Genomic DNA, 23,011 nt, shown 5'->3' on the forward strand with positions numbered 1-23,011 from the left:
CGGCGATGCGGTGGGCGTGACAGGCGCGCTGGTGAGCGTTTGACTACCGTGGCGTCGGTGGACACGCTGACCCGGCCATCCGGCGCCGAATCGATCACCCTCGCGGTGCGAACGTCGGGTCCGGTGACAGATCGGCCGGTGGTGCTGGTGCACGGAATGGGCGGCGATCATCAGACATGGCGCCCGCTGGCCAGGCAATTGCGAGCGCTTGGCCGAACGGTAATCACGTACGACCAGCGCGGTCACGGCAGGAGTTCGCGATCGGGGGACTACCTGCTCGATGACTTCCGCGATGACCTGACCTTTGTACTCGATGACCTGGGTGTGGCTGAGGTCGATGTGGTCGGGCATTCGCTGGGCGCACACACCGTGGCGCGAATGGCGATGGCCGCGCCCGACCGGATCCGCCGGCTGGTGCTCGAAGAGATACCGCCCATGCCCCGCGGACAGGCCGACCTGGACGAGAACATCGCGCCGTCGGCGGGAGGGTGGCCTGAACGGCTCCGGGGAGCCTGGTCGTTCGCCCGCTACCCGAGCCCGGTGATCCGCTTCGACCACCGGATGCCCCAACTCGTCGCGACCCAGTTCCAGGTGATCGACACCGACTGGTGGGATTCTCTGAACGTGATCACCTCGCCCGTGCTGGTCATCTCGGGTGGTGAACAAAGCTTCTTGCCGCCCAGGCACCTACGCAGTGTGAGCGAGGCCCTGCCCGACGGGCACTTCACCGCAATCGAGGCCGGCCACAGCGTGCACCGCGACCGCCCCTCGGAATTCAACCGCCGGGTGCTCGATTTCCTCGGGGGTAGGCACAGCCGTCGACTGGCGGTATGTCATTCGGATAGATGCACACCCGACCCGGCCATCATCGATCGGATCCCCTCGGTCACCTCGGTCCTGACCGCACGCGCGGTCAGGCCGTCTTGCCTGCGTAGCTGGTGCCAAGTGTGAACGTCGAGGAGCACACACAACATTCGTTGCAGGCGTTCTCTCCTGCGTGGGGCAAGCTGACTCAGCTGTGGTTCGAACACCTCAGATATCCACCGGTGGTGCGCTTTTCGCCCCTCGCGTGCAACGTCGGCCAAGGCTTCGAACGTGTCGGCCTGGGCCAGCATCTTCACCGTCGACTCACCGGACTCCTCGTAGCCGGCGAGGACCGCGTCGACGATGGAGGCGACGTCGCCTGCCACTACACCGGACCGAATCTCGTTGACGCGTGGGATGAATCGCTCCGAGATGCCGGTGAGGTAAAGGTTGTCCTTCGACCCGAAATGGTTGGTGATTGTTTGTCCCGATACCCCTGCCGCGGCGGCGATGTCGGCGATCGTGACGTCGCCGTAACTGCGGTTGTTGAACAGTGCGGTTGCGGCGTCGAGGATGTGCTCGCGAGTCTGCTGGGCCGCCCTTGCGCGTGCGCCCATCCGGTAGGTCCTCTTCGATACGGTCACTACACCTACTTTGGCTTGGTGTTGACAAAAACGAATATGAGCCCATACTAGCGAATATCCGACAACCCCACCAGGGAGAAACCATGGCTCGCATACTCGCCTACACACCACCCGCGCTGGGGCACGTGTTCCCCTTGGTCCCCGGCCTGCTCGAAATGCAGCGTCGTGGCCACGAGATCCAGGTCCGCACCGCACCGGATGCAGTTGCTCATCTCCGTGCTGCGGGATTGAGTGCTGAGGCCGTCGATGAACGGATCCTCGAGGTGGAGGTCACCGACTTCCGGGCCGCCAACGACGCGGAACGACTCAGGTCGGGCCAACGCGACCTCATCGATCGCGGGCGTTTCGACGGCCCCGACCTCGACCGGACCGTTGAGCGCCTCCGGCCAGATGTACTGCTGGTCGACTGTATGGCCTACGGCGCGCAGATTCGAGCTCAAGTCAGCGGTTTACCCTGGGCGATGACCCTGCCGAGTCTGCTTCCTCTGCGCGAGAGGGGGATTCCGCCGTACGGACTCGGGTTGGCTCCTCGAGCCGGTATCACCGGCGCTGTGCGCGACGCGCTGATGTGGCCCGTCGTGGAGAAGATGTTCGGCAAGGCCATGCTGCCTGGGATCAACGAGCTGCGAAGTGCGGCCGGGCTGACGGCGCTCGCGTCCCCGCTGGATCTGTACGACCAGCCCGATGCGGTCATCTGTATGACCGGTGCCCCGTTGGAGTACGACCGCTCGCAGCTGCCGACCTCGGTGCACATGGTCGGGTTCCAACCGTGGGATCCACCGGCTGCGGCACCGGACTTCATCGATGAACCGGGCGACCCATGGATACTCGTGACCTGTTCGACCGACTATCAGGGTGATGAATCACTGGCTCGGACGGCCGTCGAAGCATTGCGGGATCAGCCGTTTCGGGTTCTGCTGACGCTCGCCGACGCCTACGAGAAGGCTGACCTACCGGACGCCCCGAACATCACAAAGGTGAAGTTTGTCCCGCACGGCCCGATCATGGGCAAGCTCGCCGCTGTTGTCACCCACTCAGGCATGGGCATCGTCGGCAAGGCCACCTGTGCCGGGGTGCCGATTGTCGCTGTTCCCTTCGGCCGCGACCAGCCCGAAATCGCACGCCGGATCACCGAAGCCGGTGTGGGAGTGTCGATACCGGCAAAAAAGCTCACCCCTCCCAAGCTGCGCCAGGCGGTGAACGCCGCCGTTGCCATGCGGCCGCGAGTCGTCGAGGTCGCCCGTGGCCTCGCCGAATCGGATCCCGCGGCCGCATTCGCCGACGCGGCGGGTGCCCTTGTGTCGACGCCGAACACAGCTCGCTGAAAGTGTCAGGTGTTGTCCGGACTGACCAGCGACGCGCGGTCTTTCCTGCGCCGGGCTCCGATCATCGACGCCGTGAACGGCAGCGCCAACACGGTGACCGCACCTGCGGTCACCAGCACCGAGGCGTTTGCTTCGGTCATCTCACCGGCCGCCACGGCAACGCCTGTCACCGCCACGATGAGGGGCAAACCGGTCGCGGAGTACAGGCCCAGTTGCGCACGCTCGGCGATGGAAAAGGGCGGTTCGGTGCCTGATTGCCCCCGATCCCATCGGGTGGCGATGAATACGGGGAGGCCGCGCACTGCGATGATCAGGAGTACCAGCACCACCAGGAGGCCGGGTTTCGAGAACACCGCCGCGATGTCGATACCCATGCCGGAGGTGATGAAGAAGATGGGGATCAGGAAGCCGAAAGCTATTCCGTCCAGCTTGGTTTCCAGTGACTCATGTCCCTCGGGCAGCAGCCGCCGCAGGATGAACCCCGCTGCGAACGCTCCCAGTACCGTGTCCAGCTCGAACTCGTAGGCCAGCACCATGAGTCCGACGAGCAAGAACATCGTCACCCGGACGGTGGTCTGGGCGGTGGTCTCCGCGCCGGCGGACACCAACTTCGTCAGCCAGGTCTGCTGCCGCAGAATGCGGTCCGACACCAGTCCGACGGCAACCGCCGCGATGGTGAACAGGATGAGGACAACGGTGGATTGGAGCGATCCGCGCGTGCCGAGCAGTACCGCCATCGCGATGACCGGCCCCACCTCTCCGAACGCGCCGTGGTTGAGGACCGTCTGTCCGAGTCGGGTGTCGAGCAGTCCGTTGTCGCGGAGGATGGGGAGCAGCGTGCCGAGCGCGGTGGAGCACAGAGCGATGGCCACTGCGCTCTCGGCGGTCAACAGGCCTGTGGCACCCAGGGCGAACGTGGCGCCGAAGGCAATCGCCAGGCAGCACATCCAGGTGTAGAAGGCTCGACGGCCCTCTCGGCCAACGAGTTCTGATGTCTTGACCTCGTATCCCGCCAGCAGGAACAGCATTCCGAGACCGAGTTCGCGAAGCATCTCGATCTCGCTGCCCTCGACGGCCCAATCGAGGGCATGCGGCCCGATCAGGATTCCGCCGACGAGCAGGAGCACAACCTCGGGTATCCGCTTGCCCGGGATCAGCCCGGCGACGAGGGGTGCGAGCACCGCGCACCCCACGATCCAGAAAAACGAGGTGACCACGGTTCCCATGTCGCGTCAGCTCTCTGCGGACGAGCCGGCGAGATCGGCGATCACCGAACGGATGGATGGTGGGATGTCGACTGGTTTGCGCGACGAGCGGTCTACGTACACATGTACAAATCGCCCGGTCGCGGCGATGGCATGGTCGCCGTTCGGGCCGCTACGGAAGATCGCCAACGCGTAGACAACGCTGCGGGTGCCGAGGCGTTCCACCGATATGCCCACCAGCAGTTGGTCCGGGAAACTCAGTTCGCGCAGGTAGTTGCACGATGTCTCGGCCACGATCCCGATGGCCGGGAGGTCACGGATGTCGGTGCCCGTGGCTGACATCAGCCAGGCGTTCACCGCGGTGTCGAAGTACGAGTAGTACGTCACGTTGTTGACGTGACCGTAGTGGTCGTTGTCGTGCCAGCGGGTCGGGATCGGCCACAGCACCGGATAGTCGTCGGGCGATGGATGCGGACCTGTGGTCACCGGCCTCGAATCTCCGTTCTCGGGGCTTGCCCTATCGTGGTCGACGTCGTCATGGGACGCCCGGTTGGCTGGTCGTCCCGGATAGAGACTACGAGGTGCCTGGTGGATCTGGGCTGTTGCCGAGCTGGAAAGGCGCGCACATGTTGATCACTGGAGCAGTTCTCGAGGAGATCGGGCGGGCGCGACCCTACGCGCAGTCCACACCTATTGCGGTGCGCGAGCTGGAGCTGCAGTCGCCCGGACCTACCGAGCTGCTCGTCCAGGTCGAGGCAGCGGGTGTCTGCCATTCCGATCTGAGTGTGGTGGACGGCAACCGGGTACGACCGGTCCCGATGCTGCTGGGTCACGAGGCAGCCGGCATCGTGCGTGAACGGGGCTCAGAGGTCGCCGACATCGAGGTCGGCGATCGCGTGGTGATGTCGTTTCTGCCGCGGTGCGAGCACTGTGAGGGTTGCGCGGCGGGCGGGCGGCTCCCATGCGTACCGGGATCGGTCGCGAACAACGCCGGCGAGATGCTCCACGGCGGCCGCCGGCTCTCGTCACCCGGTGGCGGCGGGCCGATTCACCACCATCTGGGTGTCTCGGGGTTTGCCACTCACGCGGTGGTTGATGCCGCGTCAGCCGTGTCCGTGGGCAACGACGTGCCCGCCGACATTGCCGCCGTCCTGGGTTGTGCGGTCCTCACGGGTGGGGGAGCGGTGCTCAACGCCGCCAAACCCTCACCGCAGGATTCGATCATGATCGTCGGCCTCGGCGGCGTCGGCATGGCAGCGTTGATAACCGCTGTGGCGCAGAACGTCTCGAGGATCGTCGCGGTGGACACCATGGAAGACAAGCTCGGTCTCGCCCAAGAGCTCGGCGCGCACGAGGTGTACACGCCGCAGGATGTGACGCAGCGAGGTGTGAAGGCCACGTACGTCATCGAGTGCGCCGGTAACGCCAAGGCTTTCGAGACCGCCTTTGCGGCTACGGCCCCTGGTGGAACCACCGTGACGGTGGGCCTGCCCGCTCCGGCCGCAAGGTCAAGCATCTCGCCGTTGACCATCACCGCTGAAGCTCGGACCATCGTCGGGAGTTATCTGGGATCAGCCGTGCCCAGTCGCGACATCCCCCGGTACGCACAGATGTGGCGCGAGGGGCGCCTGCCCGTCGAACAGCTCATCTCCTCGCGCATCCGGCTCGACGAGATCAACGACGCGATGGACCAGCTCGCCGACGGCAAGGCCATCCGTCAGGTGATCATGTTCGACTGACCGACCCGCCGCGTTTCCTCCGATTGCAGCGACATCCTCCGGTTGCAGTCGGAGGATGTGACTGGAGTCGGAGGGTGTGGGCGCCGGGGAGTCAGCGACGGACGCGGAAGAGCTCGGCAGGCCGTCCGGTGTCGGCTGTGGCGCGTTCGCCAGTGCCCTCCAGAGCTCCGATGAAACGACGGCGAAAAGTGTCTTTGACCAATGTGGCACCGAAGATCGCCTCGTGCAGGCGCCGCAATTCCAAGAGGGTGAACTGATCGCCGAGTAGCCGGTCGGGGTCAGGGCTGTTCGAGTAGCGAACCCGAATGTCTTGTACCGCTTGGGAAACCATGATGTTGTGGTCGAAGGTGAGGTCCTCGGAAGGTGACTCGCCGGTGATCGTCACGAGCAGCGCGTCGTCGGGAAGATGCCGGCGCATGGCTGCCGCACCGTGTGCCATCGACAAGACCCACCCGCGATCGTCCCGTGACGGGTCGTCGTACATGCCGAGTTGATGAAAGGCCAGGCCGCGAATGCCTGCCTTGGTCTGCAAGGCGCGACTCGCCGCATCGGCGAGGGTCTCACCCCGGTGCAGGAAGGTACCGGGTAGCGCCAGGCCGCGCTCGGACTTCACAACCAGCACGGCCAGCTCGTCGCCGTGCACAGTCAGAACAGCCACGTCGACGGCAACCGACGGCCGGTCGTAGTCGGTCAGAGCCTTACCTGCCGCATCGAGCCACACCATCCGTTGATGTTAGCGCACATCTGCGCTAACCTTTAGCTCAACTTTGATCTAAGGAGAAGCGATGGTTCTCGATGACCAACAGCTCGACCGGGCCCTCGGGGTCCTGCTCGGGACGGCAGCAGGAGACGCACTCGGCGCGGGCTACGAGTTCACCTACCCCGCGGCGCACACCGAGATCCGGATGAAAGGCGGCGGGACGTTCGACTGGGACCCCGGTGAGTGGACCGACGACACGTCGATGGCGATCTGCGTGACCGACGGATTGACCGATGGCCACGCCGATCTCGATGCGATCGCCAGGTCGTTTGTGCGCTGGTACGACTCCGGCCCACCTGATATCGGTACGCAGACCCGGGCGGTGTTGAGCGGCCGGTGTCGATCGGCACGCGAGATGACTGACAGGGCTGCGAGCTTGACCGGACGCACCGGTGGCAACGGTTCCCTGATGCGTACGGCGCCAGTGGCCCTGGCGTTTCTCGACGACCCCGGGGGTTGTGTGCGCACTGCGGGTGCCATCAGCGATCTCACGCATTACGACGAACGCGCACGAGAAGCGTGTCAGATGTGGAGTTGTGCAATCCGGCACGCGGTACTCACCGGGTCGCCTGACGGGGTGCGGATCTATCTTGAGCAGGCGCCTGCATCGGTCCGTGCGTATTGGGGACCGTTGCTCGACATCACCGAAAACGGTTCGCCGGCAGACTTTCCCAACAACGGTTGGGTGGTGCATGCGCTGCAGACCGCCTGGTGGGCGCTGACCAGGGCTGCCTGCGATCTGCCCGAGACATTGGAGTACTGCGTGCGTGCGGGTAACGACACCGACACCACCGCGGCCATCGCCGGCGGACTGGTGGGAGCCTGCCGAGGAGCCTCGGCGATCCCATCGGAATGGAAGTCCCTCCTCCATGGCCATCCCGGCCACACTTCGGTCGACCTCGCCGCGACCGTACGCCGGATCGTCGGTGAGGCAGCGGGTCCGACTTCACCCAACGTCGAAACGGGCGACACGGCACGAAAGGACAAACAATGACCATCATCGACGTCGTCATCGGAGACATCACCACCACGCGAGCCGATGTGATCGTCAACGCTGCGAACTCGTCGCTGTTGGGCGGTGGTGGTGTCGACGGCGCAATCCACCGCGTGGGCGGGCCCGAGATACTCGATGAGTGCCGGCTCGTCCGTGCAACAACACTTCCCGACGGCCTCGGTGTGGGAGCCGCGGTGGCCACCACGGCGGGAAGGCTCCCGGCGAGGTGGGTGATTCACACGGTGGGGCCGCGCTACTCGGCGCGTCACGACCGGTCGGCTGACCTGCGGGCGTGTTACCAGCGCAGCCTGCTGCTGGCACGGTCACTGGGGGCGACTTCTGTCGCCTTTCCGTTGATCTCGGCCGGTGCGTACGGGTGGCCCGTCGCCGATGCGGTGTCCCGTCAGGTCTCCGCCATCAAGACCGCCGAAGTGAACCTGGACTTGGTGACTCTCGTGGCCTTCTCGCGCGCAATCGGCCAGTTGAGCAGGCAATATGTCGGCTGACCGGGTCGCCTGATGAACACTCGGTACCGGGGCTAAGCTGTCAGCAGGTCATAGTGACCGGCACCACAGGAGGCCCCATGAATCGGTACGCAGTGCGCTCCAAGACCAGCCAGCTCGACCCCGAGAAGGACTTCGAGGAGATCAACCGGCTGCTCGCGACCATCGAGTTCCCCTGGGACATCAACCAGGCACTGAGTTTCGCGCTGTTCCGGACGTACGCGGTGCCGTCCGTGGGCCAACTGTTGTTCGACACCGGAGAGTTCACCGACAAAGTCCAGAAACGCTACGACGACACCACCCTGCTCCTCGACGGTGTGCTCGAACACGGACTCGACAGCGAGACCGGGCGGACGAGCATCCGCCGCATCAATCAGATGCACGGTGCCTACGACATCTCGAACGACGACATGCTCTACGTACTCGCGACATTCGTGGTGACCCCGGTGCGCTGGATCGAGGACTACGGCTGGCGGCAGCTCAATCACAACGAGGTGGTGGCCGCCACCAACTACTATCGCCGTCTCGGAACCCTGATGGGGATCAAGCAGATTCCGGCCACCTACACCGAGTTCGAGCACTTCCTCGACGATTACGAGCAGAAGAACTTCGCCTACAACGACGGTGCGCGCAAGGTCGCCGATTCGACGCTGGCCTTGATGACCACGTTCCCGCCGAACGACAAGGCCCCGGCCTGGTTGATCAACATCTTTGCGCGCTCGTTGATGGACGACGCCCTACTCGACGCATTCGGTTACCGGCATCCGCCACGGGCTGTCCGGGCCGTGTCGCGCGCAGCGCTCCGTGCGCGGGGCAGGCTGGTCCGCTGGTTCCCCGTCCGTAAGGCGCCGTTGCATGCCCGCGACCTCCCGAACATTCGTACCTACCCTGATGGCTACGACGTCACCGCGCTCGGCACATTCCCCCGTGGATGCCCTGTGGCGCACGGCGATTCGTCTCCGGTGGCTTCGGGGCAGGCAGCCGCGGACACCCTCGCCAAGTGATCGGGCATGTCACGCGGGCATCTTGACGTCTTTTGCGGCGAGGAGAGCTGACAGCGCCTGAGGAATCAGAGCAAGACTCAGCACGCCCATGGCCAGCGGCCATGAACCGCTGATGTCATGCAAGGCGCCGATGGCCAAGGGGCCGGCCGCGGCGAGGCAGTAACCAACGGCCTGTGCCATTCCCGATATCTGCCCGGTCTGGGCAGGACTCGAGCTGCGCAACACCATGAACAACAGCGCCAAACTGATCGATGCCCCCGGCCCGGCAGCCACACAGATCACCCAGAACGCTGTCCAGTGGTCGGTACCGATGAGTCCGGCGAATCCGACTGCACTCACCACGCACGCCAACAGGGTGATCACACGCTGGCCGCGGAAATGCCCGGCGATGATGGGAACCAGCAGCGACATGAGCAGCGCGACGGTCTGGGCCAGCGCCAACAAACCGCCTGCTGCGGATTTGGCCATGCCCCCATCGATCAGGTACTCGGGAAGCCACGCGGTGAACGTGTAGAAGATCAGCGATTGCGCACCCATGTAGATGGTGATCGCCCAGGCGATCTTGTTGCGCCACAGCGAAGTAAGCGCGGGTCGGGCGCCCATCCGGTGCTTGCGTGAGAGCTGCGGAATCCACAGGACGAGCCCGATGACGGTCAGCAGCGACCACGATGCCAAGGCGATGCGCCACTGGTCATCGACGGCCGTATAGATGGGAACCGTCAGGCCCGCTGCCAGGGCCGCGCCTCCGGACAGCGTCATCGAGTAGAGACCGGTCATCAAACCTGATCGGTGCGCAAAATCCCGTTTGATCAATGCCGGCAGCACCACGTTGCAGATGCCGATCGCGACGCCGGCCACAGCGGATCCGGCAAACAGCGCCGGGACCGATGGAACGAGGCGGAGCAGTATTGCACTGAGCAACAGGAGCATTGCGCCGAACACCGTGCGTTCGATACCGAACCGGCGGACGAGTCGCGGCGCGATCGGCGACACCAGTCCGAAGAACAACACCGGCAGGGTGGTCAGGAGCCCGGCGGTGGCGCTGCTGAAGCCCTCAGAAGCCTTGATGTCGTCGACCAGGGGAGCGACGGCCACCACGGCGGGCCGTAAGTTCGCTGCCACCACCATGATCGCCAGGCCGGCAAAGATCGCCGCGGTGCGGCCGGGCCGTCGCGGGGACGTCGACGGCGGGCCCACCGCGACAGCGGTACTGCCCGGATTCGTGAGAGGGCCAGTCATGAGAGGACCTCGATCGAGCGGTCGAGGTAGCAGGCGACAGCCGCCTCTGCCGCCACCGGGTCGCGATCCCGGATGGCTGCGACCACTTCGGCATGTCCGGTCGGATGCGGGTGTGATTGGGCGTCGGCCGCGATGACGGTCGCGTGGGTGCGTGCCATCACCTCTGCGACTCCGGCATAGAGCTCACCGAGGAGCCCGTTGCCCGAGGCCGTGATGATGGCGGTGTGAAAAGCGATGTCCGCGTTGATGTATCGATCGAGGTCTTCGGCGCCGAATGCCTCGCGCATCTCGGTCAGAAGTCGGTCGAGTTCCCGTACGTCATCGTCGTTCCTGGTGGACGCTGCCGAGCGGGCGGCTTCGCGCTCGAGGGCGCGTCGCACCTGGAGCAGCTCCAGGATCTCGGAGTTCTCCACGCACCGACCGATGGCAGCGGCCATGAGATTGCGGCTGCGCACGTATGTACCATCGCCGCGCCGGGGCTCCAGGAAGCCTGAATGTTCCAACGCGCGAACGGCTTCCCGTACTGTGTTGCGCCCGACGCCGAGCTGGGCCACCAAGTCGGGCTCGGCCGGGATCCTCGCGCCGACGGCCCACTCACCCGACCGGATCAACTCCTGAATGCGCTCCACGACGAGTTCACTTGTACGTCTCGGCCGAGTGATGGACGCCGCCTCGGCTGGTACCTGTGTCGTCTCCGTTCGCATGGAAACAACCTAACATCCCATGTTTGATGGTGCCGAGCGGCCGGGATCGGAAGGGGCGGCCTATTCGCCTTCGACGTTGTTGTCCAGCGAGAACATCGACAACGCCGTGAAAATCGTCAGCCGCCGCTCCGGTTCATTCATGAACGGCCCGGTGATCTGCTCGATTCGGGCAATCCGGCTTCGGAGCGTGTTGGGGTGGATGTACAGCTCCCGTGCGGATTCGGTGATGTTGCAGTCGGTGGACCGCAGCACTCGCAGGATTCGCCGTTGATCGAGACCGTCCGGTGTCGGACCGGCAACCGAGCCCAGTGTCTCGGCGACAAAACTGCGGCGGGCGTGTTCGGGCAGTTGGTACAGCAGGCCGAGCACACCCAGGTCGCGGTATCTGGTCACCCGGTTGATCGCGCCGACGCGTCTGCCGACCGCCACGGCACGGCCGGCCTGCCGGAACGAACTCGGATAGCTGCGAGGATCGTCGACCTCCTCGCTGGCGCCGACCGCCAGCGGAACCTGCACCGACCGGTACAGCGCACGGGCCAGGGCATCGAAATCGACTGTCGCACGGATCATCACGACCACGGTGCCAGAGTTGACGATGGTGATCGAATCGGGATCGAATCGCAGGGCCACCGGGGTCATCGCGGTTCTGAGCTGCTGCAGCCCGTTCAAGTCCACCGAGATGCCGAACGGTTCGATGCCCAGACAGACGACGCGATGGCGCCCGAACAGCGACAACCGCCGGCTCTTGCGCAAGCTCGTCTCGCGTTGCACAAGGTCGTCGCCCAGGATGTGTTTGAGATTGCGGGCGATTTCCGCGGCGGCTTCGTCGGTGGCTGTGTCGGCGAGCCTGGCGTGCAGGCGAAAGATGGGCGCGAGCGTCGTCAGGATCAGGAGTTCGTCTGGCGTGAGGGCCTTGTCGCGGCGGACTTCCAGTACGGGTCCGCCCACCGACGCAGCAGACAATCGCACCGAGGTGACGTCGGGATCGGTGGGGCCCGCGACGTCGGAGAGGTGTAGGCCGGCGCCGAGGAACCGGCCCAGACGGTCGAGCAGTTTGTCGAGGTCGTCGGCCGCGGCAAGGATGTCGTCGGGAACGGACGCCGCGCGGGGCCCGGTCTCGGAACGAACCTCGTCCGACTGCTGCAACTGTCTTTCGAACGACACGACGAGATCGGCATGTGGCACGAGTGCGCTGTTCCACAACAAGCACACCCCCGCCCGCTCGGCGCGAGCCACCAGCTGCCGGGGCGGATTGACCGGACGGATGGGGCTGACCAGTACTGCCACAGGTTTCTTTGCCAGCACCGGATCCAGGATCGGCAACAGATCTGGAAGTGGGCCGCTGGGCCGGGTGGGCTTCCACTCCACCGTCACAACGGCCTCGTCGAGCGTGAGGTGGTCCCGTGCATGGGCCAGGTCGATCACCGACGTGATCGAGGTGTCGATTCCGGCGGGTGAGGTGGCCATCTGGACGCCGGAGACCCCGGCGAGCCCAGCCGGTGTGGCTCTCCCTTTCGGCACGTCGATCCTCCTCTGGGAACCACACTGCAGGTTCGTCAGGCAGAGTAGTCGCGTGCTCGCCATCCCGCCGGTCGACCTGCTCGAAGCCTCCCGCGACCCCGAAACACGGGCGCGCCAGATCGAGCTGCTCGACACCGCCTGCTCCCGCACCGGCTACGCGTTGCTCACCGGTCACCGCATCCCGACCTCGTTGCTCACCGAGCTGTACAGCGTGAGCAGGCAGTTCTTCCTCTTGTCCGACACAGAGAAAGCAGCCGTGAGGCAGCCGGCGCCTGAGCAGGTCCGCGGCTGGACGGGACTCGGATCCGAGGGGATGGCTTACTCGCTCGACGAGGAATCGCACGGCGACCTCAAGGAGAAGATGGACATCGGCCCGGTGTCGGGCCCGACGGTGGGGCAGCCCGGCGCCGGCCCGATGGCCTATCCGAATCTGTGGCCGCGATTTCCCGAGCGGTTCCGAGCGGTGTGGGAGGACTACTACCGCCACATGCAGCGGGTCGGCGCCGAACTGCTGTCGCTGGCGGCAGAGGGGTTCGGTCTGCCGTCGGATCATTTTGCGCCGATGTTCGACACCGAGATGAGCATGCTTCGCGGACTGTACTTTCCGCCTCAACCCGAGCCGCCCCTGGCACATCAGGCGCGCGCCGGCATTCACACGGACTACGGCGCGTTCACCGTGGTCTCCGCGGAGTCGTCGCCGGGAGGCCTTCAGGTACTCGACCCCGACGGCGAATGGCTGGAGGTCACCACCACCCCGGCCACGTTGGTGGTGCTCACCGGTGACCTGCTCGCGGAATGGACCGGTGATCATTGGCCGGCCACCTTGCACCGCACGGCCAATCCGCCGCGATCGGTGGCCTTCGACAGCTCGCGCCTGAGTTTCGCCTTCTACCAACACCCCAATTTTGATGTGTCGGTTGCGGCCCTACCGCCCTTTGCGGCGTCGGATCCGACGGCCGTACCCGACCCACTGCGTGCCGGCGACCACCTTGCCGAGAAGTACGTACGGCAGACCACCTTCGGCCGGCGCACCGCCGATTGACACCGATCGCGGTGTTACGTATCGAGTGCGGCAGGAAACGTCCACGTAATCCACTGTTACGCATGTGTTTCCGATGTGGTGATGTGACAGGTGGCGGCGCGAACTATCGGTGATCGGTGCTCTTGTTGGTTGCTTGCATCGCAAACAGACTCGATGCAGACGACAAGTGAGGAGCCTGCAGATGTCTGTAGTACCGGTGATCGACATTTCCGCACTGCACGGAGACGACGACAACGCCAAGGCCGCGGTGGCGGCCGAACTCGACCATGCATGCCGCGAGATCGGGTTCTTCCAAATCACCAATCATGGAATCGACGCTCAGGTGATCGCCGACATGTACCGCACATCCGACGAGTTCTTTTCGCTCCCCGAAGCCGAGAAGCGGCACGTCGCTCAGCCGAGCCCGGACACCGTGCGCGGTTACTCGTCCATCGGGGAGCAGGCGTTCTCCTACAGCGAGGATGTCCACCAGCCGCGTGACCTGCACGAGAAGTTCGACGTGGGCCCGGTCGACTTCGATCGCGACGACCCATACTTCTCGGTGGAGAACGCAGGTCCGCACTTCCTGCCCAACCAGTGGCCGCAGCGTCCGGCGGAGATGGAACAAGCCTGGAGCACGTACTTCCGCGCGATGAACGGCCTCTCCCGCAACCTGATGAGTGCCTTCGCCCGCGGACTCGGACTCGATCCCGACTACTTCGTCGACACCATCGACAAGGACATCAGCATGCTCCGGGCCATCAACTACCCGCACATGACCACACCGCCCCAGCCGGGTCAGATGCGCGCGGGCGCCCACACCGACTACGGCAGTCTGACCATCGTCCGGCAGGAAGAGGCGCCCGGTGGACTCGAGGTGTTCACCATGGACGGGGACTGGATCCCGGTGCCGGTTGTCCCGGGTGCACTGGTGGTCAACATCGGAGACCTGATGGCGCAGTGGACCAACGACCAGTGGACGTCCACCCGGCACCGTGTGCGTACGCCACGGCCCGACGCGACCGGCGACACCCGGCGGATGTCCCTGGTGTTCTTCCACCAACCGAACTACGACGCGATGATCGAATGCCTGCCCACCTGCCTGGCGCCAGGGGAAGAGCCGAAGTACCGGCCGATCAGTTCGGGTGACCACCTCACCGAAAAGTTTGCCAAGACGATCGCCCTCACGCCTCGCTGATGTCGGGCTCGAGCTTCGAGATCGAGCTGCGGCGCACCGGACGGGTGGTGACGGTACCGGCCGACCGGACCGCGTTGGCCGTGGTCCGCGATGTGGTGCCCACCGCCGAGTTCAACTGTCTCCAAGGCGAGTGCGGCGCATGCGTGGCCACAGTGCTCGAAGGCACCCCTGACCACCGCGACACCGTTCTGTCCGACCGGGCAAGAGCCGCAGGCAAGCGAATCATCCTCTGTGTCAGCCGATCCCTCTCGGATCGACTGGTGATCGACCTCTGATCGAAAGGCCCCGACAATGACGACAACCAGCCTGTCGTTTGCCAGCGTGTTCAGCGCGGACATCGAGAAGCTCAGCACCTTCTACCGCGAGCTGCTCGGACTCGACGAGGTACTCGAGCTGCGCTCGGAGCACTTTCGGGGACTTCGTATCGGCGGCACCATCCTGGGTTTCAGTGCCCCGACTGCCTATTCGATGCTCAATCTCGCTGCCCCGCACCATGAGCAGGACGGGGTGAGCAGCTTCCTGACGTTCGAACTGCCCACCGATGCCGACGTCGACACCGTCACCGCGGCCGCAACGGCGGCCGGGGCAACCTGCGTAAAAGAACCCGGTCGGACGTACTACGGGGCGTGGCAGTCGGTGCTGCTCGACCCCGACGGCAACGCCTTTCGGCTCAACCACCTGACGCTCGAACAGCCTTCCTGACGTTTCCTCCATCCCGCCCCACCTCGACAGTGCCGTCGAATCATCAGATCCGCACGGGCGCAGGTCTTCTCTGCGCCGAAAGGAAGCCCGCATGTCCATATTCGACTGGCAACTCAAAACCGGTGACGCCGTCGTGGCGCCCCACGAACGCCTCAGCTGGCCGCGCACCGTCGGCATCGGGCTACAGCACGTGGTCGCGATGTTCGGCGCGACATTCCTCGTCCCGGTCCTCACCGGTTTCCCTCCGGCCACCACGCTGCTGTTCTCCGGTATCGGGACCATCCTCTTCCTCATCATCACGCGTAACCGGCTACCCAGCTACCTGGGCTCGAGTTTCGCGATCATCGCCCCCACGATCGCGGCGGGCGCCTCACACGGCCCGTCCGGCGCACTCGGGGGAATCGTTGTGGTCGGCGCCTTGCTGATGATCATCGGTGTGGTGGTCCACTTCGTCGGCATCGGCTGGATCGAAGCGTTGATGCCCCCGGTGGTGACCGGCGCCATCGTGGCTCTGGTCGGGTTCAACCTCGCGCCCACGGCCAAGACCAACTTCGAAGAAGACGCCATCACCGCCTTCATCGTGCTTGTGCTGCTGCTGTTGTCGTTGGTGCTGTTCCGCGGCTTGCTCGGTCGACTCGCCATCTTCACCAGCGTGGTGATCGGCTACTTCATCGCCCTGGCCCGCGACAAGGTCGACACCGATCCCATCGGACAGGCCGACTGGTTCGGTCTGCCCGACTTCACCGCACCCACCTTCCACCTCTCGGTACTGCCCATGTTCATCCCGGTGGTGCTCGTGCTGGTCGTCGAGAACATCGGGCACGTCAAATCCATCAACACCATGACCGGCATCAACAACGACCACCGGATCGGGCGGGCACTGGCGGCCGATGGCCTCGCAACCGTGCTGGCCGGTAGCGGCGGCGGTTCTGCCACCACCACATACGCCGAGAACATCGGCGTCATGGCCGCCACCAAGGTGTATTCCACCGCCGCCTACTGGGTGGCAGGAGGCGCCGCGATCCTGCTCGGCCTATCGCCAAAGGTGGGTGCGGTCATCGCGTCCATCCCGCCGGGTGTTCTCGGCGGCGTGACCACCGCGCTGTACGGCCTCGTCGGTATCCTCGGCGTCCACATCTGGGTCACCAACAAGGTGGACTTCTCCAAGCCCATCAACCAGTTCACCGCGGCGATAGCTCTTGTCATCGGCATCGCCGACTTCTCGTGGAAGATCGGCGATCTGAGTTTCGGTGGTATTGCTTTGGGCGCCATTTCCGCGGTGGTGATCTACCACGTGATGCGTCTGATCGGACAGTGGCGCGGCACCGTGGTGGTGGACGAACGAGTGCCTGCCACAACCGGGCCGACCGACCCCGAACGTCCGCACAGCGCGGAGAAGCAGGAGATCTGATGTCGATCACACTCATCCGCGGCGGCACGGTGGTGTCCTCGACCGGCAGACAACTCATCGACGTGTTGATCGACGGCGAGACGATCGTCGCGCTCGTCGAACCGGGCGCCACTGCGCTCGGCGCCGATCTCTCCGCCACCGCCGACACCGTCATCGACGCCACCGGCAAGTACGTCATCCCCGGCGGTGTGGACGCGCACACCCATATGCAGATGCCATTCGGTGGCACCACCGCGTCGGACACCTTCGAAACAGGTACCCGTGCAGCGGCTTTCGGCGGCACCACCACCATCGTCGACTTCGCCATCCAGACACCCGGGGAGCGATTGCAGGACACCCTCGGCGCGTGGCATGACAAAGCGGCGGGCAACTGCGCGATCGACTACGGGTTCCATCAGATCATCGGCGATGTCAACGACGAATCCCTCTCGGCCATGAGCGAACTGGTGGCCGAAGGGGTCACCAGCTTCAAGTTGTTCATGGCGTACCCGGGCGTCTACTACTCCGATGACGGCCAGATCTTGCGGGCGATGCAGAAGTCCGCCGACACCGGCGCATTGATGATGATGCACGCCGAGAACGGCATCGCCATTGACGAATTGGTGGCCCAGCACCTCAAGCGTGGAGAGACCTCCCCGTACTTCCACGGTGTCTCACGCCCGTGGCAGCTCGAGGAAGAGGCCACGCACCGGGCCATCATGCTCGCCGATGTCACCGGAGCGCCGCTCTACGTGGTGCACGTGTCCGCCCGGCAGGCCCTCGAGCAGATCGCGACCGCACGTGGCAAGGGCGCCAACGTGTTCGCCGAGACATGCCCGCAATACCTGTACCTCTCGCTGGAGGAACAACTCGGCGCCGCGGGCTTCGAGGGTGCGAAGTGGGTGTGTTCGACCCCGCTGCGCTCACGTGCCGAGGGTCATCAGGACGAGCTGTGGAAGTTCATCCGAACCGGCGATGTGTCCGGTGTCGCCACCGACCACTGCCCGTTCTGCATGGTGGACCAGAAGGAACTCGGAATCTCCGACTTCTCCAAGATCCCCAACGGAATCGGCGGTGTCGAACACCGGCTCGACCTCATGTACCAGGGCGTGGTCGACGGACGCATCAGCCTGGAGCGGTGGGTGGAGGTGTGTGCCACCACGCCGGCCCGCATGTTCGGGATGTACCCCCGCAAGGGAGTGATCTCCCCGGGCGCCGACGCGGACGTGGTGATCTACGACCCGGCAGGTCACACGAGCATCGGTCTGGGCAAAACGCACCACATGAACATGGACTACTCGGCCTGGGAGGGTTTCGAGATCGACGGCGCCGTGCAGACGGTGCTCTCCCGGGGCAAGGTCATCGTCGATGGTGGCAGTTACCTCGGAGCCAGCTCAGACGGGCGGTTCGTGCGCCGCGAGCTGTCACAGAACCTGCTCTGAGAAGGCGGCTCGCCGGCAATTTTTTCCGACAGCGGTCCCGGTAACGGTCAACCACCGCACTCAACGATTGGAGACACCGCATGGACTTCGGTGTTGTCATGCAATGCAATCCGCCGGCATCGCGGGTGGTCGAACTGGCCGTCTCGGCCGAGAACCGTGGCTTCAGCCACGTGTGGACCTTCGACTCCCACGTGTTGTGGCAGGAGCCGAACGTGATCTACAGCCAGATCCTCGCGGCCACCCGCAATGTGACCGTCGGTCCGATGGTCACCAATCCGCTCACGCGTGACGCAACGGTGACCGCCTCGACGTTCGCCACGCTCAACTCGATGTTCGGAAATCGCACGGTGTGCGGTATCGGCCGGGGCGACTCGGCCGTGCGTGTGCTGTCGGGCAAGCCATCCACACTGGCGACATTGCGCGAAAGCATCGATGTCATCAAGGAACTCGGCAACGGGCGTAGTGCCACGATCAACGGCACGACCGTGCGCTTCCCCTGGGCGGGCAAGTCGCGTCTCGACGTCTACGGCGCCGGGTACGGACCGAAGGCCCTAGAGATGATCGGTCAGGTCGCCGACGGGTTCATCCTGCAACTCGCCGATCCCGCCATCGTCCGATGGACGGTGGAACGCGTGAAGCAGGCAGCCGAGGCGGCGGGGCGTGATCCCGCGGCGGTATCGATCGTGGTCGCCGCCCCGGCCTACGTCGGAGACGATCTGGACCACCAACGCGATCAATGCCGCTGGTTCGGCGGAATGGTGGGCAACCACGTCGCCGACCTCGTCGACAAATACGGCGGTGACGGCGCGCAGGTACCTTCGGCCCTCACCGACTACATCAAGAACCGGCAGGGTTACGACTACAACGAGCACGGCCGAGTGGGCAACAGCCACACAGCATTTGTGCCCGACGAGATCATCGATCGGTTCTGCATCCTCGGCCCACCGGAGCGTCACGTCGAGCGACTGGAGGAACTGCACGCCCTCGGTGTCGACCAGTTCGCCGTCTACCTTCAGCACGACGGTAAGGACACCACACTCGACGCGTACGGCGAGACGATCATTCCCGCCCTCGCGCCCACAGTCGCTGCGCGATCATGACCGGCGCGGAACAGAAAGGACCGTCATGACCTCTTCCGGATCGCACGCCTCCGGGTCCGTTCGTGTCGAATCGACGTCGGCGTCCGACACCGCGTTCCTCGATGACTTCGCCACCATGTCGACCTTCGGTGCCACCACGGCGGGCGGTGTCGAACGACAGGCCGCGACAGCCGCCGATGCCGACAACCGGCGCTGGCTGGGCCGGTGGCTCACCGATCGCGGGTTCACCGTTCTCTACGACCGCGTCGGCAACATGTTCGGCCTCTACGAACTCGTGCCGGGTGCGCCCTATGTGCTGGCGGGTTCGCATCTGGACAGTCAGCCACGCGGCGGACGCTTCGACGGCGCGTACGGTGTGCTGGCCGCCGCCCACGCGATGGACAGGCTGCGCCGTCACTACACCGACCATCCGGAGCATGCCAGGCACAACCTGGCAGTGATCAACTGGTTCAACGAGGAGGGCTCCCGTTTCAAGCCGTCGATGCAGGGCAGTGGCGTCTTCACCGGGAAGATCGCCCTGCAGGCCGCCCTCGACACCACCGACGCCGACGGGACCACCGTGGCGCAGGCGTTGGGCTCGTGGGACATGCTCGGCGACAGCGACGTCTTCACCGTCGGTGACCACCACACCGCCGGCGGCCGCGCTGTCGCGTCGTACGCCGAGATCCACATCGAGCAGGGCCGCGAGCTGGACAAGGCCGGTGTGCTGATGGGTGTGGTGCCCTCCACCTGGGGAGCCAACAAATACGAGATCTCGGTGCTGGGCGCTCAATCCCATACCGGCGCCACCGCCATCGCCGACCGTCAGGATGCCCTGTACGGAGCAGCGAAAGTTGTTGTGGCACTGCGCGAACTCGCTGATGAGTACGGTGATGACCTGCACACGTCCTGTGGTCAGCTGACCGTGTACCCCAACTCGCCGGTGGTGGTCGCCCGCGAGGTGGACATGCATCTCGACCTGCGTTCGCCGTCCGATGAGCTGCTCGAGGAGGCCGACGCCAAGTTGATCCGGGCGTTCGCCGAGATCGAGGTGGCCGCCGACGTCAAGATCGAGCGACGTTTCGCACACACCTGGAAAGGCCATACCTATCAGCCCGAAGGCGTGGCTTTGGCCGAAGAGGTGATCGATGCCCTCGGGCACAGCCACATGCAGGTGCGTACCCGTGCAGGCCACGACTCGACCAACATGAAGGACGTGGTTCCCACCGTGATGTTGTTCATCCCGAGCGTCGACGGGGTATCCCACGCCGAGAACGAATACACGCACGACGGCGATCTCACCGCGGGGGTCGACGTGCTGACCGAGACCGTGGCGCGGATGGTGGAAGGCAAACTGTGACCAATACGTTCGACAACACACCGTTCGGGGGCCAAGACGCATTCGACGACGCACGCGAGGCCGGCCGCCGTGCCCACGAACTCGACCGCGCACACGTCTTCCACTCGTGGTCGGCGCAGGCTCAGATCTCACCGATGACGATCCTCGCGGCGTCCGGTTCACACATCTGGGACGGCGACGGCAACCGGCTGTTGGACTTCTCCTCGCAGATGGTGAACACCAATGTGGGACACCAACATCCGAGAGTGGTCGACGCCATCGCCGAGCAGGCACGAACGCTCTGCACCATCGCACCCCAGCACGTCAACGTGGCACGGTCCGAGGCTGCACGCCTGATCGCCGAACGCACCCCCGGTGACCTCGACCGCATCTTCTTCACCAACGGCGGCGCGGATGCCGTCGAACATGCGGTGCGGATGGCGCGCCTGCACACCGGACGGCGCAAGGTGCTGACCCGCTTCCGGTCCTATCACGGCGGCACCGACACAGCGATCAACATGACCGGCGACCCGCGGCGCTGGCCGAACGACTACGGCGCCGCGGGGGTGGTCCACTTCTTCGGCCCGTTCTTGTACCGCACGCAATTCCACTCGGTCGACGAGCAGCAGGAGTGTGAGCGCGCACTCGAGCACCTCGAGGCCGTCATCTCCATGGAGGGTCCTGCGACCATCGCCGCGATCGTCCTCGAACCGGTGCCCGGAACCGCGGGGATCATGGTCCCACCGCCGGGGTACCTGGCCGGTGTGCGTGAACTCTGCGACCGGTTCGGCATCGTCATGATCGCGGACGAGGTGATGGCGGGGTTCGGCCGGACGGGGGAGTGGTTCTCCATCAACCACTCCGGAGTGGTGCCCGACCTCATCACTTTCGCCAAAGGAGTGAACTCGGGATACGTGCCGCTCGGCGGTGTCGCGATCAGCGGTGCGATCGCCGAGACGTTCGCCGACCGGGTGTACCCGGGCGGGTTGACCTACTCCGGCCATCCGTTGGCGACAGCCGCAGCCGTCGCGACCATCAACGCGATGACCGAAGAAGGCATCGTCGAGAATGCAGCGGCCATCGGACGCGACGTCCTCGGGCCCGGGCTCGCCGAGCTGGCGGCACGACATCGCAGCGTCGGCGAGGTGCGTGGGATCGGTGTCTTCTGGGCGGTGGAGCTGGTCAAGGACCAGGGCACCCGAGAACCGTTGGCGCCGTACGGTTCCACCAGCGCGGCCATGAACGACGTCATAGGCGCGTGCAAAAAGGGTGGACTGTTGCCGTTTGCCAACTTCAACCGCCTGCACATGGTTCCCCCGTGCACGGTGAGCCCGACCGAGGTCGCCGAAGGCCTGGAGATCCTCGACGCCGCGCTCACCGTCGCCGACGCGTTGGTCGGCTGACGGCGAGCGGCACCTCAGACGAAGCCGCCACCTGGTGTGGCTGATAGGGCTCTTGGAGGTAATCCACCTCGGTGTCGTCAAGGGTCAGTTCGAGGGCCCTGACCGCGTCGGTGAGATGCGAGGGTTTGGTGACCCCGACGATCGGGGACGCGGTGCGAGCGGCGACCCAGGACAGCGCAACCTCTGCCGGCGCAACGCCCCGCTTGTCGGCGATTTCGAGCACCCGCTCGACGATCACTTGATCGCCCGCGGAGTAGAGCGTGCGTCCGAACGCGTCGGTGTCGGCCCGGGCGGTCCGCGCATCCCAGGGCCGGGTGAGCCGACCACGGGCCAATGGACTCCACGGGATCACGCCGATACCCTCATCGGCGCAGAGCGGCAACATCTCTCGCTCTTCTTCGCGGTAGATGAGGTTGTAGTGGTTCTGCATCGAGATGAACCGCGTCCAGCCACCGAGTTCTGCGGTGTGCAGCGCCTTGGCGAATTGCCAGGCGAACATCGACGAAGCCCCGATGTAGCGGACCTTGCCGGCCTTGACCACGTCGTGCAGGGCTTCCATCGTTTCCTCGATGGGGGTGTCATAGTCCCACCGATGGATCTGCTGCAGGTCGATGTAGTCGGTCCCGAGTCGCCGCAGGCTGTTGTCCGTCTCGGCGAGGATCGCCTTGCGAGACAGGCCGCGACCGTACGGCCCCGGCCGCATGGGGCTGTACAGCTTCGTTGCGATCACCACGTCATCCCGGGAGGTGAAGTCAGCCAATGCGCGTCCGACGATCTCCTCACTACTGCCCGCCGAATAGACGTTCGCCGTGTCGAACGTGGTGATACCGGCGTCAACAGCCTGCTTGATGATGTCGCGGCTCGCGTCCTCGTCGAGTGTCCACTCGTGGGGGCCGCGTCCAGCGACACCAAAACTCATGCATCCCAGCGTCAGTGACGACACCTTCAACCCCGTGTTGCCCAGGTTGACGTAATCCACTGCCGGTCCTCGTTTC

General features: G+C 65.0%; 23 protein-coding genes. 15 read left to right on the plus strand and 8 right to left on the minus strand.

The genetic code is table 11. The features are described from left to right. The first annotated feature begins 57 nt into the window (after positions 1-57). Positions 58-951, plus strand: a complete 894-nt coding sequence (locus MVA47_RS11195; protein WP_247207965.1) for an alpha/beta fold hydrolase — start codon at positions 58-60, stop codon at positions 949-951. Here MVA47_RS11195 and MVA47_RS11200 read toward each other — a convergent pair. Further along, positions 834-1,448 (minus strand): TetR/AcrR family transcriptional regulator, encoded by a 615-nt coding sequence (locus tag MVA47_RS11200; RefSeq protein WP_247207966.1) that lies wholly within the window; start codon positions 1,446-1,448, stop codon positions 834-836. The two genes, MVA47_RS11195 and MVA47_RS11200, sit on opposite strands and share 118 nt — an antisense overlap. Before the next feature lie 83 nt (positions 1,449-1,531). On the opposite strand from MVA47_RS11200, the gene MVA47_RS11205 reads away from it, so the two are divergent. Continuing rightward, positions 1,532-2,773, plus strand: a complete 1,242-nt coding sequence (locus tag MVA47_RS11205; protein WP_247207967.1) for a glycosyltransferase — start codon at positions 1,532-1,534, stop codon at positions 2,771-2,773. A 5-nt stretch (positions 2,774-2,778) separates the two neighbouring features. Here the strand turns inward: MVA47_RS11205 and MVA47_RS11210 are convergent, their stop codons facing one another. Both MVA47_RS11210 and MVA47_RS11215 read right to left on the minus strand, forming a co-directional pair. Continuing rightward, positions 2,779-3,999, minus strand: a complete 1,221-nt coding sequence (locus tag MVA47_RS11210; RefSeq protein ID WP_247207968.1) for a cation:proton antiporter — start codon at positions 3,997-3,999, stop codon at positions 2,779-2,781. Positions 4,000-4,005: 6 nt separating this feature from the next. Continuing rightward, positions 4,006-4,464: a thioesterase family protein gene (locus MVA47_RS11215; RefSeq protein ID WP_247207969.1), complete on the minus strand. Its 459-nt coding sequence runs from the start codon at positions 4,462-4,464 to the stop codon at positions 4,006-4,008. Positions 4,465-4,604: 140 nt separating this feature from the next. Between MVA47_RS11215 and MVA47_RS11220 the strand changes: the two genes are divergently transcribed. After that, on the plus strand, positions 4,605-5,717 hold the full coding sequence (locus MVA47_RS11220; protein ID WP_247207970.1) for a zinc-binding dehydrogenase: 1,113 nt from the start codon (positions 4,605-4,607) through the stop codon (positions 5,715-5,717). 91 nt (positions 5,718-5,808) lie between these two features. Here MVA47_RS11220 and MVA47_RS11225 read toward each other — a convergent pair whose 3' ends face one another. After that, the gene (locus tag MVA47_RS11225; RefSeq protein ID WP_247207971.1) at positions 5,809-6,441 is read right to left on the minus strand and encodes an NUDIX domain-containing protein; all 633 of its coding nucleotides are present in this window, start codon (positions 6,439-6,441) and stop codon (positions 5,809-5,811) included. Between the two features lie 61 nt (positions 6,442-6,502). Between MVA47_RS11225 and MVA47_RS11230 the strand changes: the two genes are divergently transcribed. The 3 genes from MVA47_RS11230 to MVA47_RS11240 all read left to right on the plus strand — a co-directional run bounded on the left by MVA47_RS11230 (position 6,503) and on the right by MVA47_RS11240 (position 8,978). Continuing rightward, positions 6,503-7,471, plus strand: coding sequence for an ADP-ribosylglycohydrolase family protein (locus tag MVA47_RS11230; protein WP_247207972.1), 969 nt, complete (start codon positions 6,503-6,505; stop codon positions 7,469-7,471). Beyond that, positions 7,468-7,977, plus strand: a complete 510-nt coding sequence (locus tag MVA47_RS11235; protein WP_247207973.1) for an O-acetyl-ADP-ribose deacetylase — start codon at positions 7,468-7,470, stop codon at positions 7,975-7,977. The genes MVA47_RS11230 and MVA47_RS11235 overlap by 4 nt, the downstream gene beginning before the upstream one ends. A gap of 77 nt (positions 7,978-8,054) precedes the next feature. After that, positions 8,055-8,978 (plus strand): oxygenase MpaB family protein, encoded by a 924-nt coding sequence (locus MVA47_RS11240; RefSeq protein WP_247207974.1) that lies wholly within the window; start codon positions 8,055-8,057, stop codon positions 8,976-8,978. 9 nt (positions 8,979-8,987) lie between these two features. Here MVA47_RS11240 and MVA47_RS11245 read toward each other — a convergent pair whose 3' ends face one another. The 3 genes from MVA47_RS11245 to MVA47_RS11255 are packed head-to-tail and all read right to left on the minus strand — an operon-like array spanning position 8,988 to position 12,442. Further along, a complete protein-coding gene (locus MVA47_RS11245) occupies positions 8,988-10,217 on the minus strand; it encodes a CynX/NimT family MFS transporter (RefSeq protein ID WP_374474175.1) in 1,230 nt (409 codons plus the stop codon). Continuing rightward, the gene (locus MVA47_RS11250) at positions 10,214-10,921 is read right to left on the minus strand and encodes a FadR/GntR family transcriptional regulator (protein ID WP_247207975.1); all 708 of its coding nucleotides are present in this window, start codon (positions 10,919-10,921) and stop codon (positions 10,214-10,216) included. Before MVA47_RS11250 ends, MVA47_RS11245 begins: the two co-directional genes overlap by 4 nt. Positions 10,922-10,981: 60 nt before the next feature. Continuing rightward, positions 10,982-12,442: a CdaR family transcriptional regulator gene (locus MVA47_RS11255; RefSeq protein WP_247207976.1), complete on the minus strand. Its 1,461-nt coding sequence runs from the start codon at positions 12,440-12,442 to the stop codon at positions 10,982-10,984. Between the two features lie 52 nt (positions 12,443-12,494). On the opposite strand from MVA47_RS11255, the gene MVA47_RS11260 reads away from it, so the two are divergent. The 9 genes from MVA47_RS11260 to MVA47_RS11300 all read left to right on the plus strand — a co-directional run bounded on the left by MVA47_RS11260 (position 12,495) and on the right by MVA47_RS11300 (position 22,016). Further along, the gene (locus tag MVA47_RS11260) at positions 12,495-13,484 is read left to right on the plus strand and encodes an isopenicillin N synthase family oxygenase (protein ID WP_247207977.1); all 990 of its coding nucleotides are present in this window, start codon (positions 12,495-12,497) and stop codon (positions 13,482-13,484) included. Positions 13,485-13,665: 181 nt separating this feature from the next. Further along, positions 13,666-14,661, plus strand: a complete 996-nt coding sequence (locus tag MVA47_RS11265; RefSeq protein ID WP_247207978.1) for an isopenicillin N synthase family oxygenase — start codon at positions 13,666-13,668, stop codon at positions 14,659-14,661. Beyond that, positions 14,661-14,936, plus strand: a complete 276-nt coding sequence (locus MVA47_RS11270) for a 2Fe-2S iron-sulfur cluster binding domain-containing protein (RefSeq protein ID WP_247207979.1) — start codon at positions 14,661-14,663, stop codon at positions 14,934-14,936. The genes MVA47_RS11265 and MVA47_RS11270 overlap by 1 nt, the downstream gene beginning before the upstream one ends. A gap of 16 nt (positions 14,937-14,952) precedes the next feature. After that, on the plus strand, positions 14,953-15,363 hold the full coding sequence (locus MVA47_RS11275) for a VOC family protein (RefSeq protein ID WP_247207980.1): 411 nt from the start codon (positions 14,953-14,955) through the stop codon (positions 15,361-15,363). Between the two features lie 91 nt (positions 15,364-15,454). Further along, complete coding sequence (locus MVA47_RS11280) at positions 15,455-16,774, plus strand: uracil-xanthine permease family protein (RefSeq protein ID WP_062800347.1); 1,320 nt, start codon at positions 15,455-15,457, stop codon at positions 16,772-16,774. Continuing rightward, entirely contained in the window at positions 16,774-18,195 is a 1,422-nt protein-coding gene (gene hydA / locus MVA47_RS11285) for a dihydropyrimidinase (RefSeq protein WP_247207981.1), read from the plus strand. Before MVA47_RS11280 ends, hydA begins: the two co-directional genes overlap by 1 nt. Before the next feature lie 80 nt (positions 18,196-18,275). Continuing rightward, positions 18,276-19,295 carry a TIGR03842 family LLM class F420-dependent oxidoreductase gene (locus MVA47_RS11290; protein WP_247207982.1) on the plus strand — a complete coding sequence of 340 codons (1,020 nt, stop codon included), beginning with the start codon at positions 18,276-18,278 and terminating at the stop codon, positions 19,293-19,295. Positions 19,296-19,320: 25 nt separating this feature from the next. Further along, on the plus strand, positions 19,321-20,634 hold the full coding sequence (locus tag MVA47_RS11295; protein ID WP_247207983.1) for a M20 family metallo-hydrolase: 1,314 nt from the start codon (positions 19,321-19,323) through the stop codon (positions 20,632-20,634). Next, the gene (locus MVA47_RS11300; protein ID WP_247207984.1) at positions 20,631-22,016 is read left to right on the plus strand and encodes an aspartate aminotransferase family protein; all 1,386 of its coding nucleotides are present in this window, start codon (positions 20,631-20,633) and stop codon (positions 22,014-22,016) included. The genes MVA47_RS11295 and MVA47_RS11300 overlap by 4 nt, the downstream gene beginning before the upstream one ends. Here the strand turns inward: MVA47_RS11300 and MVA47_RS11305 are convergent. Next, positions 21,988-22,995 (minus strand): aldo/keto reductase, encoded by a 1,008-nt coding sequence (locus tag MVA47_RS11305; protein ID WP_247207985.1) that lies wholly within the window; start codon positions 22,993-22,995, stop codon positions 21,988-21,990. The two genes, MVA47_RS11300 and MVA47_RS11305, sit on opposite strands and share 29 nt — an antisense overlap. Positions 22,996-23,011: the final 16 nt, after the last annotated feature.

Source organism: Williamsia sp. DF01-3 (assembly GCF_023051145.1).
In the GTDB taxonomy this organism is placed as follows: domain Bacteria; phylum Actinomycetota; class Actinomycetes; order Mycobacteriales; family Mycobacteriaceae; genus Williamsia.

Excerpts from the sequence above, each read along its gene's own strand:
- MVA47_RS11205 (WP_247207967.1), top strand. The coding sequence starts at position 1,532 with ATGGCTCGCATACTCGCCTACACACCACCCGCGCTGGGGCACGTGTTC.
- MVA47_RS11210 (WP_247207968.1), bottom strand. The coding sequence starts at position 3,999 with ATGGGAACCGTGGTCACCTCGTTTTTCTGGATCGTGGGGTGCGCGGTG.
- MVA47_RS11220 (WP_247207970.1), top strand. The coding sequence starts at position 4,605 with ATGTTGATCACTGGAGCAGTTCTCGAGGAGATCGGGCGGGCGCGACCC.
- MVA47_RS11225 (WP_247207971.1), bottom strand. The coding sequence starts at position 6,441 with ATGGTGTGGCTCGATGCGGCAGGTAAGGCTCTGACCGACTACGACCGG.
- MVA47_RS11230 (WP_247207972.1), top strand. The coding sequence starts at position 6,503 with ATGGTTCTCGATGACCAACAGCTCGACCGGGCCCTCGGGGTCCTGCTC.
- MVA47_RS11235 (WP_247207973.1), top strand. The coding sequence starts at position 7,468 with ATGACCATCATCGACGTCGTCATCGGAGACATCACCACCACGCGAGCC.
- MVA47_RS11240 (WP_247207974.1), top strand. The coding sequence starts at position 8,055 with ATGAATCGGTACGCAGTGCGCTCCAAGACCAGCCAGCTCGACCCCGAG.
- MVA47_RS11245 (WP_374474175.1), bottom strand. The coding sequence starts at position 10,217 with ATGACTGGCCCTCTCACGAATCCGGGCAGTACCGCTGTCGCGGTGGGC.
- MVA47_RS11250 (WP_247207975.1), bottom strand. The coding sequence starts at position 10,921 with ATGCGAACGGAGACGACACAGGTACCAGCCGAGGCGGCGTCCATCACT.
- MVA47_RS11265 (WP_247207978.1), top strand. The coding sequence starts at position 13,666 with ATGTCTGTAGTACCGGTGATCGACATTTCCGCACTGCACGGAGACGAC.
- MVA47_RS11270 (WP_247207979.1), top strand. The coding sequence starts at position 14,661 with ATGTCGGGCTCGAGCTTCGAGATCGAGCTGCGGCGCACCGGACGGGTG.
- MVA47_RS11275 (WP_247207980.1), top strand. The coding sequence starts at position 14,953 with ATGACGACAACCAGCCTGTCGTTTGCCAGCGTGTTCAGCGCGGACATC.
- MVA47_RS11280 (WP_062800347.1), top strand. The coding sequence starts at position 15,455 with ATGTCCATATTCGACTGGCAACTCAAAACCGGTGACGCCGTCGTGGCG.
- hydA (WP_247207981.1), top strand. The coding sequence starts at position 16,774 with ATGTCGATCACACTCATCCGCGGCGGCACGGTGGTGTCCTCGACCGGC.
- MVA47_RS11290 (WP_247207982.1), top strand. The coding sequence starts at position 18,276 with ATGGACTTCGGTGTTGTCATGCAATGCAATCCGCCGGCATCGCGGGTG.
- MVA47_RS11295 (WP_247207983.1), top strand. The coding sequence starts at position 19,321 with ATGACCTCTTCCGGATCGCACGCCTCCGGGTCCGTTCGTGTCGAATCG.